This is a genomic window from Cupriavidus sp. FW305-26 (genome assembly GCF_058787975.1).
On sequence record NZ_JBYTAH010000028.1, the window covers coordinates 1 to 15,467 of the forward strand.

A 15,467-nucleotide genomic window follows, 5' to 3' on the forward strand; every position below is an offset into this window, starting at 1 on the left:
CCCCGGCACCCGCCACTCCCACGCCACCCACCAAGACCGTCACCCTGCCCGACCGCGGCCGCGTCAGCCTGTCCGAGTACCGGACCCGCATGCGCGAACAACTGATGAAGACCGAGAACGCCACCAGCGACGTGGCGGACTGCGCCGCCCACGCCAGCTGGGTGGTGCCGCGCTCGGCCAGCTACGATGCATTGAAGATCCCCACCGGCGCGCTCGCCGCGGGACAGGCCACGACCGAGCCATGGAGCGGACGCTTCTCGCCCGGCAAGCAGGCCGTACCGGTCAGCTCGGTGGTCACCTTCGCCGCCACCGCGCACAAGCGCCGCGGCAGCGACGACTGGCAGCCGGTGAAGGTGCGCTGCGGTTATGACGACGGGATGATGCTGGCGTATGAGCTGCTGGACAGCGGCGGCGCCACCATCAGCGAACCGGCTGCCGCGCCGGCCGTGCCTGCTGCTACGCAAGCTTCGGCAAGCAAGAGCCGCAAGGGGGCCAAGGGCAAGAGCACGGCATCGAAGTCAAGCAAGGCGACGGCGTCCAGGTCGTCGAAGTCAACGAGCGCCAAGTCCACCTCCGGCTCGGCCAAGACGACCAGCAAGGCCAGGAAGAAGCAATAGGCGCAAAGCGGGCGCACCGCGTCCGCGCCAACGCCGTTCCGGCCCACCCGGTTTCGTCCGGTTGGGCCGTTTGCGTTGGCTCAGCCCAGGTAGTCCAGGATCGCCTGCAGCATCGCCGTCCCCAGCAGCGCGCTGCGCGCGCCGTTCCAGCCGACCGCCGGATCCGGCAGGTCGGCATTGTCCTTGAACGGCATCTCCAGCGTCAGCGCCAGGCAGCCGAAGGTATGCCCGATGTACTTGGACGCCAGCTTGAGCGCATCCGCGTTGTACTTGCTGGCCGCGTAGCCGTGCACATCCTGGAAATCCGGCGAGACCCGCTTGAAGGCCTCGATAAAGCGCTGCTGCTCGCGCCGGCGCGCCTCGGTAAAGCCCGGCAGCATCTCGCTGCCGGCGACGAAGTTGTACGGCAGTCCCTCGTCGCCATGGATGTCGAAGAACATGTCGCAGCCGCTGGCCTCGATGGCGCGGCGCACGTGGTAGACCTCGGGGCTGGTATCCGGGCTCGGCGCCATCCACTCGCGGTTCAGGTTGGCGCCGGCGGCGTTGGTGCGCAGGTTGCCGCGCGCCGAGCCGTCCGGGTTCATGTTCGGCACGATATGGAACACCGCGCGCTCCAGCAGCTTGCGCGCAACCGGGTCGCCCGCCCACATGCCGGTGCCGGTCAGGCGCTGCAGCACGCCTTCGACAAACCATTCGGCCATGCTCTCGCCCGGGTGCTGGCGCGCGATCATCCAGATGGTCTTCTTGCCGGGGCCGGGCTGGCCCAGCGTGACGCGGGTCATGTCGCGCCCGTCCACGGTGCTGCCCAGGTGCGACAGCCGCGCCAGCGGCGAGCGCTGGCAGCTGGCGAGCAGCGACAGGTGGCGCTCATCCGGATACGGCTCGAAATACGCAAACCAGATGCTGTCGTGCTCGGGCGTGAATTCCACCGTCATCACCTGGCCGTCAAAGCGCGTCGGCACGCGGAACCAGTTGGCGCGGTCGTACGAAGCCACCGCGCGGTAGTCGCGCCATCCGTCCGGGTAGGTGCAGTCGCCGGCGTTCAGGAAGTGCATCCGGCACGCCTGCCCCGCCGCGCCCTGCAGGCGGAAATGGAACCATTGGCGGAAGTCGGCGTGCGAATCGGCGCGGATGCGCAGGCGGATATCGTCGGCGCGGTCGAGCGCCTCGACCTCGATGGCGCCGGAGTCGAATTGCGAAGAGATGTGCAAGGCGGCAGGCATGGCTGGCAGTCTCGTGGCGATGGGTTTCAGTCTTCCAGGCGGCGGCGGAACACCCAGCGGGTGGTATCCGAGGCCGCGGCGTCGAAGGCGTAGCCGTCTTCGGCAAAGCGCTTGAGCTTTTCCGGCTCGGTCACGCGCTGCGTCACGGCGTAGCGCGCCATGGTGCCGCGCGCGCGCTTGGCGTGGAACGAAATGATCTTGTAGCGGCCGCCCTTCCAGTCCTCGAACACCGGCGTGACGATCCTGGCCTGCAGCACCTTGGGCCGCACCACCTTGAAATATTCTTCCGAGGCCAGGTTGACCAGCACCGGCGCGCCTTCCTGCCTAAGCGCGGCCATGTCGGCGTTGATCATCTGCGTGACATCGTCGCCCCAGAACGCGTACAGGTCCTTGCCGGCAACGTTGTCGAGGCGCGTGCCCATCTCCAGCCGGTAGGGCTGCATCCAGTCCAGCGGGCGCAGCACGCCGTACAGGCCGGACAGGATGCGCAGGTGCTTCTGCGCAAAGCCGAGGTCGTCGGCCGACAGCGTTTTCGCGTCGAGGCCGTCGTAGACGTCGCCATTGAAGGCCAGCACCGCCTGCTTGCTGTTGGCCGCGGTGAACTCCGGCGACCAGTCTCCGTAGCGCGTCACATTGAGCACCGCGAGCTTGTCGGAGATGTCCATCAGCGCGCCCACATCCTGCGGCGCCAGCTTGCGCAGGCGCTCGATCAGCGTGGCGGAACGGTCGATAAAGCGCGGCAGCGTATGGGTCTTGAGGCGCGGCGGAGTCTCGTAGTCCAGCGACTTGGCGGGAGACAAAACGATGAGCATGGCAAAATCGCGGCAGTAGCCAAGGACAAACAAGCCAAGATTGTAGCGAATGCGCCTCGACACCACCGCAACCACCCTCTTCGCCAGCCCCGCCGGCGTCACATCTGCGCCGCGCGTGGTGCTGGACTCCAACATCTGGGTGGACCTGCTGGTCTTCCGCGACCCGCATGTGGAGCCGATCCGCACCGCGCTTGAGGCCGGCACCATCGCCCCGGTGATCCGCGCCGACTGCCGCGAGGAACTGCGGCGGGTGCTGGCCTATCCGCAATTTGCCCGCTTTGACATCGATATCGATGCCGCGCTGGCCACCGTCGACCGCCTCGCCAGCCTGGAAGCCGCGCCGCCGCAGGCCGACTACGACGCCATCCGCCTGCCCCGCTGCAAGGACACCGACGACCAGAAGTTCGTTGAGCTGGCGCACTTTGCCGGCGCCGCCTGCCTGGTATCGAAGGACAAGGCCGTGCTCAAGCTGCGCACCCGCCTGCGCCGCAGCAGCGGCGTGGAAGTGATGACGCCGCCGGCCTTCGGCGCCTGGCTGGCCACGCTTGGCGCCGCCAGCGCCGCCGATCCGCTTTAGAATGTCGGCTCCCGGCGCCGCCTACGTGGTGGCGCCGCACGCCTGATCGCATCCCGTCCCCACCGCATCGACACGTTCGCATCATGTCCGCAGACACCACCCACACCCAGTTGACGCCGCTGACCCCGCCGCCCTCGCGCCTGCCCGCAGTCGGCACCACCATCTTCACCGTGATGTCCGCGCTGGCCACCGAGAAGAACGCCGTCAACCTGGGCCAGGGCTTCCCGGACTTCGACTGCGACCCCAGGATCGTCGATGCCGTGACCGCCGCCATGCGCGCCGGCCATAACCAGTACCCGCCGATGGCGGGCGTGCCGCGCCTGCGCCAGGCCATCGCCGCCAAGATCGCCAGCCTCTATGGCCACCAGTACAGCTGGGACACCGAGATCACCGTCACCGCCGGGGCCACCCAGGGCATCCTGACCGCGATCCTGTGCGCGGTGCATCCGGGCGACGAGGTGATCGTGCTGGAGCCGTGCTACGACAGCTACCTGCCCGCGATCGAGCTGGCCGGCGCCACCGCCGTGCCGGTCACGCTGGAAGCGCCGGAATTCCGCGTGCCCTTCGACAAGCTGGCCGCCGCGATCACGCCGCGCACGCGCATGATCCTGATCAACACGCCGCACAACCCCACCGGCACGATCCTGCGCGCGGCCGACATGGACCAGCTGGCGCAGATCCTGGCCGGCACCGACATCCTGCTGCTCTCGGACGAGGTCTACGAGCACATGGTCTACGACGGCCAGCAGCACGCCTCGGTCTCGCGCCATCCTGAGCTTGCGCGCCGCAGCTTCGTGATCTCCAGCTTCGGCAAGACCTATCACGTGACCGGCTGGAAGGTCGGCTACGTGGCCGCGCCGGCCGCGCTGATGGCCGAGTTCCGCAAGGTGCACCAGTTCAATGTGTTCACCGTGAACACGCCGGTGCAGCATGGCCTGGCCGACTACATGGCCGATCCCGCGCCCTACCTGCAGCTGTCGGCGTTCTACCAGGCCAAGCGCGACTTCTTCCGCGCCGGGCTGGCCAACAGCCGCTTCAAGCTGCTGCCGTCGGACGGCACCTACTTCCAGTGCGTCGACTACTCGGCCATTTCCGACCTGAGCGAGGCCGACTTCGCCATGTGGCTGACGCGCGAGATCGGCGTGGCCGCGATCCCGGTCTCGGCCTTCTACACGCAGCCGCGTGAATCGGGCGTGGTGCGTTTCTGCTTTGCCAAGAAGGAAGAGACGCTGGCGCTGGCGCTGGAGCGGCTGGCCAGGCTGTGATGAAAACAAAAACGCCCGCGATGAATTCGCGGGCGTTTTTCACACATGCGGCAGTTCACGCCGCTTCGCTTACTACTTGCTGCGGCTCGCCATCAGCTCAAGATTGGCCTTGCGGTCGGCATTGACCTTCTGCACCGATTCACGCGCCGACAGCGTCTTCAGGTAGTCCTTGACCGGCAGGTCGGCCAGCAGGTCGGTGCCGTAGATGATCTTGGTGCACGACGACACCAGCGGCAGGTGCGCCGCGGCGGCGCAGTCGGCCAGCGTGAAGGTGTCGCCGGCGATATACGGCGAGAACTTCGCCAGCTTGGCGAAGGCGGGGACATAGCGCGTCAGCAGCTTGTGCTGGCGGTCCTTGACGCCATCGCTGACCTTGCCGCCGAAGAATGCCTCGGGGTACAGCTCGCGCGCGGTCAGCTCCAGGTACAGTTCCATGAAGACGACGATCTCGCGCACCTTGGCGGCCTGGTACGGGTCGAGCGGCAGCAGCGGCGTCTGCGGATAGGCCGCCTCGACGTAGTCGACGATGGCTTCGGACTCGCACAGCGGGCCGGATTCGGTGATGATGTAGGGCACCTTGCCCGCGGGCGTGGCCGCCAGGTCGGTCTGGCCGATCCAGGCCAGCACCTCTTCGAACGGCACGTTCTTTTCCAGCAGCGCCAGCTTCACTTTGTTGTAGTAGTTGCTGGCGGCAAAACCGCAGAGCTTCAGCATGTCGTCTCTCTCCGTTATTGGAATGATCCCCGCATCGCACGGTGCGGATGTCGGGTGATTGTGGACCATCCGGGGTCTGCAGTGTACCGGCTGGCCGATCAGCGCACGCCGCCTGCCCCGCCGGACTGTTGCGGAAGGTGCAAAAAACGTACGATCGTGCTAATTTAACCACAACTTTTGGGGCAACTGATGAGCACTTTCACCATCGATACGCTGGGTATCGTCGGCACCGGCGCCATGGGCCGGGGCATCGCGCAGATCGCCGCGCAGGCGGGCCTGACCGTCAACCTGTACGACGCCAACCCGCAAGCCGTGGCCGCCGCGCGCCAGTACCTGCAGGACACGCTGGCCAAGCTCGCCGACAAGGGCAAGATCAGCGCCGCCGACGCAGAGGCCACGCTGGCCCGCGTCAAGCCCTGCGGCACGCTGGAAGACCTGGCCGGCTGCGACATGGTGCTGGAAGCCATCGTCGAGAAGCTGGAGGTCAAGCGCGACCTGATCGCCAAGCTCGAAGCGGTCCTGCGTGAAGACGCCGTCATTGCCTCCAACACGTCGTCGCTGTCGATCACCGCGATCGCCGTGGGTTCAAGGCACCCGGGCCGCATCGCCGGCTACCACTTCTTCAACCCGGTGCCGCTGATGAAGGTGGTCGAGGTCATCGACGGCCTGTCGGGCAACCCCGCGGTGGGCGACGCGCTGATGGCGCTGTCGCGCCGCATGGGCCATACGCCGGTGCGCTGCAAGGACATGCCAGGCTTTATCGTCAACCATGCCGGCCGCGGCATGAATATCGAAGGCCTGAAGGTCGCGCAGGAAGGCGTGGCCGGATTTGCCGACATCGACAACATCATGCGCGAGCAGGCCGGCTTCCGCATGGGCCCGTTCGAGCTGATGGACCTGACCGGGCTGGACGTGTCGCACCCGGTGATGGAATCGATCTACAACCAGTTCTACCAGGAACCGCGCTACCGCCCCTCGCCGATCACCGCGATCCGCGCGGTCGGCGGGCTGATCGGCCGCAAGGCGGGTGCTGGTTTCTATTCGTATGCCGATGGCCAGAAGCAGGTGCCGGCAGCCGCCGCGGTGCCGGGCGCACGTCCGTCGAGCGTGTGGGTCAGCCACGCCAGCGAGCGCGGCCACGCCATGGTGACCAAGCTGCTGGGCGCGCTGGGCGTGACCCCGGAAGGCGGCAACAAGCCGTCGGCCGACGCGCTGATCATCGTCACCCCGCTGGGCCTGGACGCCACCACCAGCGCGCTGCAACAGGGCCTGGACCCGGCCCGCACGGTTGCCATCGACACGCTGCTGCCGTTCGAGGCCACCAAGCGCCGCACGCTGATGACCACGCCGGCCACCAGCGCCGCCGCCCGCGATGCCGCGCACGGCCTGTTCGCCAGCGACGGCGTGCCGGTCACGGTGATCCGTGATTCGGCCGGCTTCGTCGCGCAGCGCGTGCTCTGCTGCATCATCAATATCGCCAGCGATATCGCGCAGCAGCGCATCGCCACGCCGTCGGACATCGACCTCGCCGTCAACCTGGGCCTGGGTTATCCCAAGGGCCCGCTGGCGCTGGGCGATGCGGTCGGCCCGCAACTGGTGCTGGAGACGCTGCGCAACATGGAAGCGCTGACCGGCGACATGCGCTACCGCCCGAGCCCGTGGCTGTGGCGCCGTGCCGGCCTGGGCCTGTCGCTGCTGGCCGAAGAGCAGTAAGCCCGCCACCGCCCCACCGACCGAGCCACGCCCATGCCCGCACAGTTGCTTTCCCACCGCGTCGATTCGACCCTGGTGCTGACCATCTCGAACCCCGAGGCACGCAATGCGCTGCACCCGGACATCTACGCGGCCTCGCAGCAGGCGCTGGATCAGGCCGCCGCCGATGACTCGGTGCGCGCGGTCATCATCACCGGCGCCGACGGCATTTTCTGCGCCGGCGGCAACCTGAACCGGCTGCTCGGCAACCGCAGCCAGCCGCAGGAGGTGCAGGCCGCCAGCATCGCCCTGCTGAACGGCTGGGTCGAGTCGCTGCACGCCTTTCCCAAGCCGATCATCGCGGCAGTGGAAGGCGCGGCCGCGGGCGCGGGCTTTTCGGTGGTGCTGGCGTGCGATTTCGTGGTGGCGGCCAGCAATGCCAAGTTCGTGATGGCCTATGTCTCCGTGGGGCTCACGCCCGACGGCGGCGGCTCGTATGAGATCGCACGCGCGCTGCCGCGCCCGCTGGCCAGCGAGCTGATGATGGAAGGCAAACCGGTGGACGCGGCGCGGCTGGCGCAGTTCGGGCTGGTCAACCGCGTCACCGAGCCGGGCCAGGCCCTGGACGAGGCCCTGCGCCTGGCCGCTGGCCTTGCCCGCCAGTCGCCGCACGCCGTGGGCCGCATCAAGGCCCTGATCAACCACGCAGCCACCGCATCGCGCGCCGAACACCTGCTGGCCGAGCGCGACAGCTTCGTCGCCGCGCTGCACCACCCCGACGGCGGCGAAGGCATCAGCGCCTTCCTGGAAAAGCGCAAGCCGCAGTACCTCTGAAGCCGGGCGCCGGACGCCTGGCTTTACCCGAACGGCCAGCCCGCGACAGACGGGCATGCCGCACAATGCAAGGAGACAACGCATGGAACTGCCGCCGCCCTCGCGTCGCCGCATCTACCTGATGCGGCATGGTGCCGTTTCATATTTCGACGAGGCCGGGCGCCCTGCCCTGCCCGAGATGGTGCCGCTGAACGAGACCGGTCGCATGCAGGCGACCGCCGCCGGCCGCGCCTTTGCCGCCGAACAGATCCGCTTCGACCGCGTCATCGTCAGCGGACTGCCGCGCACGGTGGAGACCGCGGAGCGCGTGCTGGCCGAGCTGCCGGAGATGGACGGCATCGTGCCTGAAGTCTGGCCCGCGCTGCAGGAGATCCGCGGCGGCGACCTGTCCGCGATTGCCGACCAGGACCTGCGCGACGCCTTCGTCGGCGCCTTCGAAGGCGAAGTCCCGGAAGACAAGCGCTTCCTCAACGGCGAGACCATCGGCCAGTTCCTCGACCGCGTGCTGCCCGCGCTGGAGCGCCTACGCGCCGATCCCGACTGGGACACCGCGCTGATGGTGCTGCACGGCGGCACCAACCGCGCCATCCTGTCGCAGGCCATCACCTGCGGGCGGCGCGTGTTCTTCAGCTCGCTGCTGCAGACCGCGGGCTGCATCAATGTGCTCGACATGGGCGACGGCCCGCTCGACTGGGTGGTGCGCATGACCAACTACTCGCCGCCCACGCCCGTGCACAGCGGCACGCGCCACACCACCATGGAAGTGCTGCTGCACCAGTATTTGCGCGGACGCCAGCCGCAGGGCTGAGCGCGCCGCGGACTTGATCGAATCCCAACCGATACCGAACAGAAAACCAACGGAGACAGCATGACCAGCAACGTATCGCACTTCGAGGGCACGCGCCCGGTAGCGGACCAGCAGCGCTTCGACACCGACGCGCTGGAAGCCTGGATGCGCCAGCACGTGGAGGGCTTTGCCGGCCCGCTGACCGTGGAGCAGTTCAAGGGCGGCCAGTCCAACCCGACCTTCAAGCTGGTCACGCCGGGCCAGACCTACGTGATGCGCGCCAAGCCCGGCCCCAAGAGCAAGCTGCTGCCTTCGGCGCACGCGATCGAGCGCGAATACCGCGTGATGGCCGCGCTGGCCGGCAGCGACGTGCCGGTGGCGCGCATGTACGCGCTGTGCGAGGACGAGTCCGTGATCGGCCGCGCCTTCTACATCATGGAGTTCGTCGCCGGCCGCGTGCTGTGGGACCAGTCGCTGCCGGGCATGAGCACCGCCGAGCGCAGCGCCATCTACGACGAGATGAACCGCGTCATCGCCGCGCTGCACACGGTCGACTACAACGCCATCGGCCTGGGCGACTACGGCAAGCCCGGCAACTACTTCCAGCGCCAGATCGAGCGCTGGACCAAGCAGTACAAGCTGTCCGAGACCGAATCGATCCCGTCGATGGACGCGCTGATGGACTGGCTGCCGCAGCATATCCCGCAGGAAGACGCCGACCTGACCTCGATCGTGCACGGCGACTACCGGCTGGACAACCTGATGTTCCACCCGACCGAGCCGCGCGTGCTGGCGGTGCTGGACTGGGAACTGTCCACGCTGGGCCACCCGATGGCCGACTTCAGCTATCACTGCATGAGCTGGCATATCGCCCCGGGCCAGTTCCGCGGCATTGCCGGCGTTGACTTCGCCGCGCTGGGCATCCCCGACGAAGCCAGCTACCGCCGCCTGTACGAGCAGCGCACCGGCCGCCCGATCACGGGCGACTGGAACTTCTATCTGGCCTTCAGCATGTTCCGCATCGCCGGCATCCTGCAGGGGATCATGAAGCGCGTGGTGGACGGCACCGCGTCGTCGGCGCAGGCGCTGGACGCAGGCAAGCGCGCGCGGCCGATGGCGGAGATGGGGTGGCAGTACGCACAGAAGGCGAAGGGCTGACGCGGCAACTGCTGCAGCAAAAGAAGACGGGCGCCGAGGCGCCCGTTTTTCATCTGCATCGCGCGACGCTCAATCCCCCAGCGCCACCCCTTCCCGCCGCGGGTCCGCACCACCGGCCCACACCACCTTGCCGTCAGGCCCCTGCTTGCGCATGATCGCCTGCGTGCCGCTGGTCATCTCGATCTCGGCCACCTGGTGGCCGCGCTGCTGCAGTGCCTGCACCAGGCCCGGCGAGACCAGCCCCTTCTCCACCTCGGTCGGGCCGTTGCGGCTGCCGAAGTTGCCCATGCCGATGGCGGCCTGCACGTCCATGTTCCAGTCCAGCATGCCGACCAGGGTCTTGGACACATACTCGATGATCTGCGAGCCGCCCGGCGAACCGACCGTGGCGACCAGCTGGCCGCTCTCGCGGTCGAACACCAGCGTCGGCGCCATCGACGAGCGCGGGCGCTTGCCCGGCTGCACGCGGTTGGCCACCGGCTTGCCGTTCTCGCTCGGCACGAAGGAGAAATCGGTCAGCTGGTTGTTCAGCATGAAGCCGCGCACCATCAGATGGGAGCCGAAGTACGACTCGATCGTGGTGGTCATTGAAATCGCCCCGCCGCGGCCATCGACCGCAACGATCTGCGAGGTGGAGACGCGCGGCGGTGAACGGTCGGGCGCGTAGGCCATCGCCGTGCCCGGCGGCACCCCCGGCTGGGCCTTGCCCATGCTCTTGTCGCCGATCAGCTCCGCGCGCGTGGCAAGGTAGGACGGGCTGACCAGGCCGGTCACGTTGACTGGCACGAAGTCGGCATCGGCCACGTACAGGCCACGGTCGGCGTAGGCCAGGCGGTCGGCTTCGGAGATCGCGTGGACCGCGTCGGGATTGGCCTCCATCACCGCCGGCGTATTCACGCCCTGCGGCTTGAGCGCGGCCAGCGCGTACTTGGGATTCTTGGTCTCGAGCGCCTGCAACGTGCCCAGGATCTGCGCGATGGCGATGCCGCCCGACGACGGCGGCGGCATGCCGCAGATCTTCCAGCGCTTGTAGTCGGTACAGACCGGCACGCGCTGCTTGGCCCGGTAGCTGCCCAGGTCAGCCAGCGACAGCGAGCCGGCATTGCTGCCGCCGTTGACCTTGGCGACGATATCGCGCGCGATCGGCCCGTTGTAGAGCACGCCGGCACCGCGCCGGGCGACATCGCGCAGGGTCTGCGCCAGCTTCGGGTTCTTCAGCACCGTGCCGGCCGGCTTGGGCTTGCCCTGTGCATCCAGGAAGTACGCGGCCATCTCCGGCGAATTGGCCAGGAACTTGTCGGCAGCCACCTGCGTGTACAGCCGCTGCGAGATCGGGAAGCCCTTCTCGGCCAGGTCGATGGCGGGCTGGAACAGCTTGGCCCACGGCAGGCGGCCGTGCTTCTGGTGTGCCATTTCCAGCGCGCGCATCACGCCGGGCGTGCCGACGGAGCGTCCCCCGATCTGGGCCTCGCTGAACTCCATGGGCTTGCCGTCGGGGCGCAGGAACAGGTTTTCGGTGGCGCCGGCAGGGGCGGTCTCGCGGCCGTCGAAGGCCTGAACGTTCTTGCCGTCCCAGTACATGATGAAGGCACCGCCGCCGATGCCGGTGGCCTGCGGCTCGACCAGCGTCAGCACGGCCTGCATCGCGATGGCGGCGTCGATGGCCGAGCCGCCCTGGCGCAGGATGGCGCGCCCGGCCTCGCTCGCCAACGGGTTGGCCGCGGCAGCCATGTGGCGCTGCGCGTAGACGGTGGACATGCCCGGGCGATACCCGGAGGCAACTTCCGGGGCCGGCGGCATCGCGGCAGGCGGTGTCGTGGCCGACGGCGCGGCCGGCGCTGCGGGCGCGGCGGGCGCGGCGGTCCCTCCGCCCTGGGTACCACAAGCACCGAGCAGCGCAGTCAGGGCAAGGGCCAGCGCGCCGCGCCACGCCATCGAAGAGAGGTCAGGGTGAGCCATGCGATATCTCCTGGGGAAGGATCAAACGATTGTAGTGGCGATCGGAGCATCCTGGGGCAAGAAAGTCTGACTGCCGCCACATGAGGGAGCCACATGCAGGTGCAAAAAAATTCTCCCGGCTTAACCCCGACCTCTCGCCAGCACCGTTTCATCGACAGGCCGTCATGACCGAGAACCCGCCCCGCGGCCGCTCAGGAGAACAATATGCAACTTCGCGCACCGGCCATCATTTCCAGTTTTGCCGCCGCTCTGGTGTTGTCGGCTTGCGGCGGGCATTCGCCGTCGCTTCCCCCGGAAGTGGCCCAGCCTGTGCCGCCGCCCGCGGCCCCGGCGCCCACGCACGACCACGCCGCCAAGGCTGGCCAGGTGGCACCCGCCATGGAAATGCACGCCATCGCCCCGCGCGCCCCGCTGGCGATGCCCTACCACCTTCCACCGCCGGTACCAGCCGAGCGCGAACGCTACGGCGCCATCGAGGAAAACGGCGTCAGGCTGGTGGCGCAGGCGCCGGTATCCACCTTCAGCATCGATGTCGATACCGGCAGCTACAGCAATATGCGCCGCATGCTCAATGCCGGACGCATGCCGCCGGCGGATGCGGTGCGCGTGGAGGAGTTGCTGAACTACTTCCCCTATGACTATGCCCAGCCCGCCGACGGCCGCCCGTTCGCCGTGCATGCCGCGCTGGCGCCCGCGCCCTGGCACCCGGCCAATGTGCTGCTGCGCATCGGCATCAAGGGCAAGGACATGGCCAGCGGCGCGCTGCCGCCCGCCAACCTGGTATTCCTGGTGGATGTGTCGGGTTCGATGAATTCGCCGGACAAGCTGCTGCTGCTGAAGTCCTCGCTCAAGCTGCTGGTGAACAAGCTGCGGCCGCAGGACCGCATCACGCTGGTCACCTATGCCAGCGGCACGCGCGTGGCGCTGCCACCCACGCCGGGCAGCGACAAGACCGCCATCAGCGCCGCCATCGACCAGCTCGTGGCCGGGGGCAGCACCGCCGGCGCCAGCGGCATCGCGCTGGCCTATCAGGCCGCGCAGCAGAGCTTTATCGCCGGCGGCATCAACCGCGTGCTGCTGGCCACCGACGGCGACTTCAATGTGGGCGTGACCGACTTCCGGCAACTCAAGAGCATGGTGGAAGAGAAACGCAAGTCGGGCGTATCGCTGTCCACGCTCGGTTTCGGCACCGGCAACTACAACGAGCAGCTGATGGAGCAGCTGGCCGATGCCGGCGACGGCGCCTATTCGTATATCGACAACCTGATGGAAGGCAACAAGGTGCTGGTCAGCGAGATCAGCTCGACCCTGGCCACCATCGCGCGCGACGTGAAGATCCAGGTGGAATTCAATCCGGCCACGGTGAAGGAGTATCGCCTGATCGGCTATGAGAACCGCATGCTGGCGCGCGAGGACTTCAACAACGACAAGGTCGATGCCGGCGATATCGGCGCGGGCCACAACGTGACGGCGCTGTATGAGCTGACGCTGGCCGGCCAGGCCGGGCTGGTCGATCCGCTGCGCTACCAGCCGGCCGCACCCGCGCCGGGGCGCGACGGCGAGCTCGCGCACATCAAGCTGCGCTACAAGCTGCCTGCCGCCAGCACCAGCCAGTTGATGGACATCACCGTCGTGCGGCAGGCCATCCGTCCGCTGGCGCAAGGCGATGACGACTTCCGCTTTGCCGCGGCGGTGGCCGGTTTCGGTCAGGTGCTGCGCGGCGGCAAGTTCACCGGCGACTGGCGCTACGCCGATGCCCACGCGCTGGCCCAGGGCGCCCGCGGGACCGACCGCTTTGGCTATCGGGGCGAGTTCCTCAAGCTGGTGGACCTGGCACAGAGCCTGGCCACGGCCAGTCCGGCCGGCGCTACCAGCGGCGGGCCGGCCGAGCGTGCGGCACGCTGACACCAGCCCGGGCCGCGAGCCGGCGCAAGGCGGCGCGGCGGACTGTCGCGCCGCCTTGCGCTCTCCTATACTCCGGCGCATGCAGGCACCCGACCCCGTCCCTTCCGCCGCGCCCGGCGCCGCGTTGTCCGCGCTGCCCGACCATGACCTGATGCTGCTGGTGGCGGGCGGCATCATCGAGCAGCCCGTCACCGAGCTGTTCCGCCGCCATAACGCCGGCCTCTACAACTACGTGGCCTGGCTGTGCCAGGGCAACCGCGGCGAAGCGGAAGACATCGCGCAGAAGACCTGGGTCAAGCTGATGACCCGCTGCGGCGACTACCAGCCGGACGCGGCGTTCCGCACCTTCCTGTTCCAGATTGCGCGCAATACCTGGCTCGACCAGGTGCGCAGCGCCGATGCGCGCCAGCGCGAAGCGCTGGACGACCAGCCAGCGGAGATGCCGGCCGACGACCTGTCGCCGGAAGCGGAGCTGCAGTTGCGCCAGCACGCGCACCACGTGCATCGCGCGCTGCTGCAGCTGCCCGTCGCCCAGCGCGAGGTGGTGGTGCTGCGCTTCTTCAGCGACATGAGCGTCGAAGAGATTGCGCAGATGCTCGGCGAGAAGTTCGAGACGGTGAAGAGCCGGCTGCGCTATGCGTTCGCGCGCCTGCGCGCAGACCTGGCCGGCAACGTGCCGGGCTCGCAGGAGACGCCGTCGTGAACGCGGCCGACCGCTTTATCGACGGCAAGGACCGGCTTTCGGCGCTGCTGCGGGAGCTGCCCGCTTACGCGCCGTCCGCTGCGCTGGCAGAGTCGGTGCACGCGGCCGCACGTGCGGCACAACAGGAGGAGGATCGCCAGCGGGCCGGCGCGGCGGTCCTGCCCTTCGCCGCGCCGCCAACGCTGGCCATGGCGGTGCAGGAAGAAGCCGCGCGCCTGCAGGCGGCGCAGGCCGCGCGACGCGATGCGCTGCTTGCACGCGTGGCGTCAGGCGAGCCCGCAGCGGAGATCCTGGGTGCCCCGGTCGGTGCCGCTGCCAGCGCGTGGCTGCAGGCACAGGCAGCTGAGGCGGCAACACCACGGGCCACAGGGACCGCAACGCAATCCATGGCAGCGCGCGCCGCGCGCGCGCGGCGGTGGTGGCGCTCGCTCGGGCTAGTGGCCAGCGCCGCGGCAGTGGCCGGGCTGACCACCAGCATCGTGCTGCGGCAGATCGATGATGGCGCACTGCTGCCGGCGTCGGCGCCTGAACAGGTGTCCGCCCCGGCCGCTGCACCCGCCGCAGAGATGGCGGCAGCGCCCGCACCGCAAGCTGCGGCGGAGCCCGGGACGGCCACGCCGGCAAATCCGCCGCCAGCCGCGAAGGCTGCCCCGGCCCCGCAGCGGGAAGAGCGGCCTGCCCCGGCGCACGCCGGGCAGCGCAGCCGCGCGTCGGCAACGGCCGGGGGCACGGCGCCACGCGAGGCCGCCACGCAAGCACCGCCGCAAGCGACCGAAAGCTTGTCCGCCCAGGCGCCGGCCGTGGCCGCCGCACCGGCCGCTCCCGCGTATCCGGCCATGGCAGAAGCAGTCCCGCAGCCGGCAATGCCGGCACCCGCGGCACCGCCGGCGGCCGCGCCGCGGGCAGATTTTGCACGCAAGGCAGGGCCACCGATGTCGGCCGCGCGCGCCCCTGCGGCGCACACCGCATCCAGCATGGTCGTGTCGATCCAGGACGACCCCGCCGCCACGGCTGCGCGCATGCCGGCGGCGGCATCGGTCACGCTGCTGGCGGCCGAACCGGACAGTGAGGCAATCAGGGAATGGGCAGGACGGCTCTGGCAGTCGATGCCGGCGGCGCAACGCCCGCCGGTGCCATTTGCCGTGCAGGCCGACCGCACGCTGGCCCCAGGCCAGGTGCGCATCGAACTGCGGCACGGCGCGCCGCAATGAGCGCGCCGGT

At 68.8% G+C, this 15,467-nt stretch carries 14 protein-coding genes; 10 read left to right on the forward strand and 4 right to left on the reverse strand.

What is annotated here, in order from left to right:
- Positions 1–617, forward strand: a 617-nt coding sequence (locus AC3WQZ_RS16655; RefSeq protein WP_492300895.1) for a BspC domain-containing protein, incomplete at its 5' end; no start/stop codon positions are given.
- Positions 618–697: 80 nt separating this feature from the next.
- On the opposite strand, the gene AC3WQZ_RS16660 is transcribed toward AC3WQZ_RS16655, so the two are convergent.
- Positions 698–1,840, reverse strand: a complete 1,143-nt coding sequence (locus tag AC3WQZ_RS16660; RefSeq protein ID WP_010809076.1) for a M14 family metallopeptidase — start codon at positions 1,838–1,840, stop codon at positions 698–700.
- 26 nt (positions 1,841–1,866) lie between these two features.
- Positions 1,867–2,652 (reverse strand): peroxide stress protein YaaA, encoded by a 786-nt coding sequence (gene yaaA, locus AC3WQZ_RS16665; protein WP_010809077.1) that lies wholly within the window; start codon positions 2,650–2,652, stop codon positions 1,867–1,869.
- Between the two features lie 49 nt (positions 2,653–2,701).
- Here yaaA and AC3WQZ_RS16670 point away from each other — a divergent pair, with 49 nt between their 5' ends.
- Together AC3WQZ_RS16670 and AC3WQZ_RS16675 are read left to right on the forward strand one after the other, a co-directional pair.
- Positions 2,702–3,229, forward strand: coding sequence for a PIN domain-containing protein (locus tag AC3WQZ_RS16670; protein WP_010809078.1), 528 nt, complete (start codon positions 2,702–2,704; stop codon positions 3,227–3,229).
- Positions 3,230–3,312: 83 nt separating this feature from the next.
- Positions 3,313–4,494 carry a pyridoxal phosphate-dependent aminotransferase gene (locus AC3WQZ_RS16675; protein WP_011614879.1) on the forward strand — a complete coding sequence of 394 codons (1,182 nt, stop codon included), beginning with the start codon at positions 3,313–3,315 and terminating at the stop codon, positions 4,492–4,494.
- A gap of 72 nt (positions 4,495–4,566) precedes the next feature.
- Here the strand turns inward: AC3WQZ_RS16675 and AC3WQZ_RS16680 are convergent, their stop codons facing one another.
- Positions 4,567–5,208 (reverse strand): glutathione S-transferase, encoded by a 642-nt coding sequence (locus tag AC3WQZ_RS16680; protein ID WP_010809080.1) that lies wholly within the window; start codon positions 5,206–5,208, stop codon positions 4,567–4,569.
- Positions 5,209–5,397: 189 nt separating this feature from the next.
- On the opposite strand from AC3WQZ_RS16680, the gene AC3WQZ_RS16685 reads away from it, so the two are divergent.
- The 4 genes from AC3WQZ_RS16685 (at position 5,398) to AC3WQZ_RS16700 (ending at position 9,679) form a co-directional block, all read left to right on the forward strand.
- Positions 5,398–6,921, forward strand: a complete 1,524-nt coding sequence (locus AC3WQZ_RS16685) for a 3-hydroxyacyl-CoA dehydrogenase (RefSeq protein WP_011614878.1) — start codon at positions 5,398–5,400, stop codon at positions 6,919–6,921.
- A gap of 33 nt (positions 6,922–6,954) precedes the next feature.
- Positions 6,955–7,734, forward strand: a complete 780-nt coding sequence (locus AC3WQZ_RS16690; protein ID WP_010809082.1) for an oxepin-CoA hydrolase, alternative type — start codon at positions 6,955–6,957, stop codon at positions 7,732–7,734.
- An 82-nt stretch (positions 7,735–7,816) separates the two neighbouring features.
- Positions 7,817–8,542 (forward strand): histidine phosphatase family protein, encoded by a 726-nt coding sequence (locus AC3WQZ_RS16695; protein WP_492300897.1) that lies wholly within the window; start codon positions 7,817–7,819, stop codon positions 8,540–8,542.
- A 60-nt stretch (positions 8,543–8,602) separates the two neighbouring features.
- Positions 8,603–9,679, forward strand: coding sequence for a phosphotransferase (locus tag AC3WQZ_RS16700; RefSeq protein WP_010809084.1), 1,077 nt, complete (start codon positions 8,603–8,605; stop codon positions 9,677–9,679).
- Between the two features lie 69 nt (positions 9,680–9,748).
- On the opposite strand, the gene ggt is transcribed toward AC3WQZ_RS16700, so the two are convergent.
- A complete protein-coding gene (gene ggt / locus AC3WQZ_RS16705) occupies positions 9,749–11,638 on the reverse strand; it encodes a gamma-glutamyltransferase (protein WP_492300898.1) in 1,890 nt (629 codons plus the stop codon).
- Positions 11,639–11,842: 204 nt separating this feature from the next.
- Here ggt and AC3WQZ_RS16710 point away from each other — a divergent pair, with 204 nt between their 5' ends.
- The 3 genes from AC3WQZ_RS16710 to AC3WQZ_RS16720 all read left to right on the forward strand — a co-directional run bounded on the left by AC3WQZ_RS16710 (position 11,843) and on the right by AC3WQZ_RS16720 (position 15,457).
- Positions 11,843–13,543, forward strand: coding sequence for a vWA domain-containing protein (locus tag AC3WQZ_RS16710; RefSeq protein WP_492300899.1), 1,701 nt, complete (start codon positions 11,843–11,845; stop codon positions 13,541–13,543).
- Between the two features lie 79 nt (positions 13,544–13,622).
- On the forward strand, positions 13,623–14,246 hold the full coding sequence (locus AC3WQZ_RS16715; RefSeq protein ID WP_492298373.1) for an RNA polymerase sigma factor: 624 nt from the start codon (positions 13,623–13,625) through the stop codon (positions 14,244–14,246).
- Entirely contained in the window at positions 14,243–15,457 is a 1,215-nt protein-coding gene (locus AC3WQZ_RS16720; RefSeq protein ID WP_492300900.1) for a hypothetical protein, read from the forward strand. The genes AC3WQZ_RS16715 and AC3WQZ_RS16720 overlap by 4 nt, the downstream gene beginning before the upstream one ends.
- Positions 15,458–15,467: the final 10 nt, after the last annotated feature.

What these genes read in the sequence shown, in the direction of transcription:
- AC3WQZ_RS16660 (WP_010809076.1), bottom strand. Translation starts at nt 1,840, where the DNA reads ATGCCTGCCGCCTTGCACATCTCTTCGCAATTCGACTCCGGCGCCATC.
- yaaA (WP_010809077.1), bottom strand. Translation starts at nt 2,652, where the DNA reads ATGCTCATCGTTTTGTCTCCCGCCAAGTCGCTGGACTACGAGACTCCG.
- AC3WQZ_RS16670 (WP_010809078.1), top strand. Translation starts at nt 2,702, where the DNA reads ATGCGCCTCGACACCACCGCAACCACCCTCTTCGCCAGCCCCGCCGGC.
- AC3WQZ_RS16675 (WP_011614879.1), top strand. Translation starts at nt 3,313, where the DNA reads ATGTCCGCAGACACCACCCACACCCAGTTGACGCCGCTGACCCCGCCG.
- AC3WQZ_RS16680 (WP_010809080.1), bottom strand. Translation starts at nt 5,208, where the DNA reads ATGCTGAAGCTCTGCGGTTTTGCCGCCAGCAACTACTACAACAAAGTG.
- AC3WQZ_RS16685 (WP_011614878.1), top strand. Translation starts at nt 5,398, where the DNA reads ATGAGCACTTTCACCATCGATACGCTGGGTATCGTCGGCACCGGCGCC.
- AC3WQZ_RS16690 (WP_010809082.1), top strand. Translation starts at nt 6,955, where the DNA reads ATGCCCGCACAGTTGCTTTCCCACCGCGTCGATTCGACCCTGGTGCTG.
- AC3WQZ_RS16695 (WP_492300897.1), top strand. Translation starts at nt 7,817, where the DNA reads ATGGAACTGCCGCCGCCCTCGCGTCGCCGCATCTACCTGATGCGGCAT.
- AC3WQZ_RS16700 (WP_010809084.1), top strand. Translation starts at nt 8,603, where the DNA reads ATGACCAGCAACGTATCGCACTTCGAGGGCACGCGCCCGGTAGCGGAC.
- ggt (WP_492300898.1), bottom strand. Translation starts at nt 11,638, where the DNA reads ATGGCTCACCCTGACCTCTCTTCGATGGCGTGGCGCGGCGCGCTGGCC.
- AC3WQZ_RS16710 (WP_492300899.1), top strand. Translation starts at nt 11,843, where the DNA reads ATGCAACTTCGCGCACCGGCCATCATTTCCAGTTTTGCCGCCGCTCTG.
- AC3WQZ_RS16715 (WP_492298373.1), top strand. Translation starts at nt 13,623, where the DNA reads ATGCAGGCACCCGACCCCGTCCCTTCCGCCGCGCCCGGCGCCGCGTTG.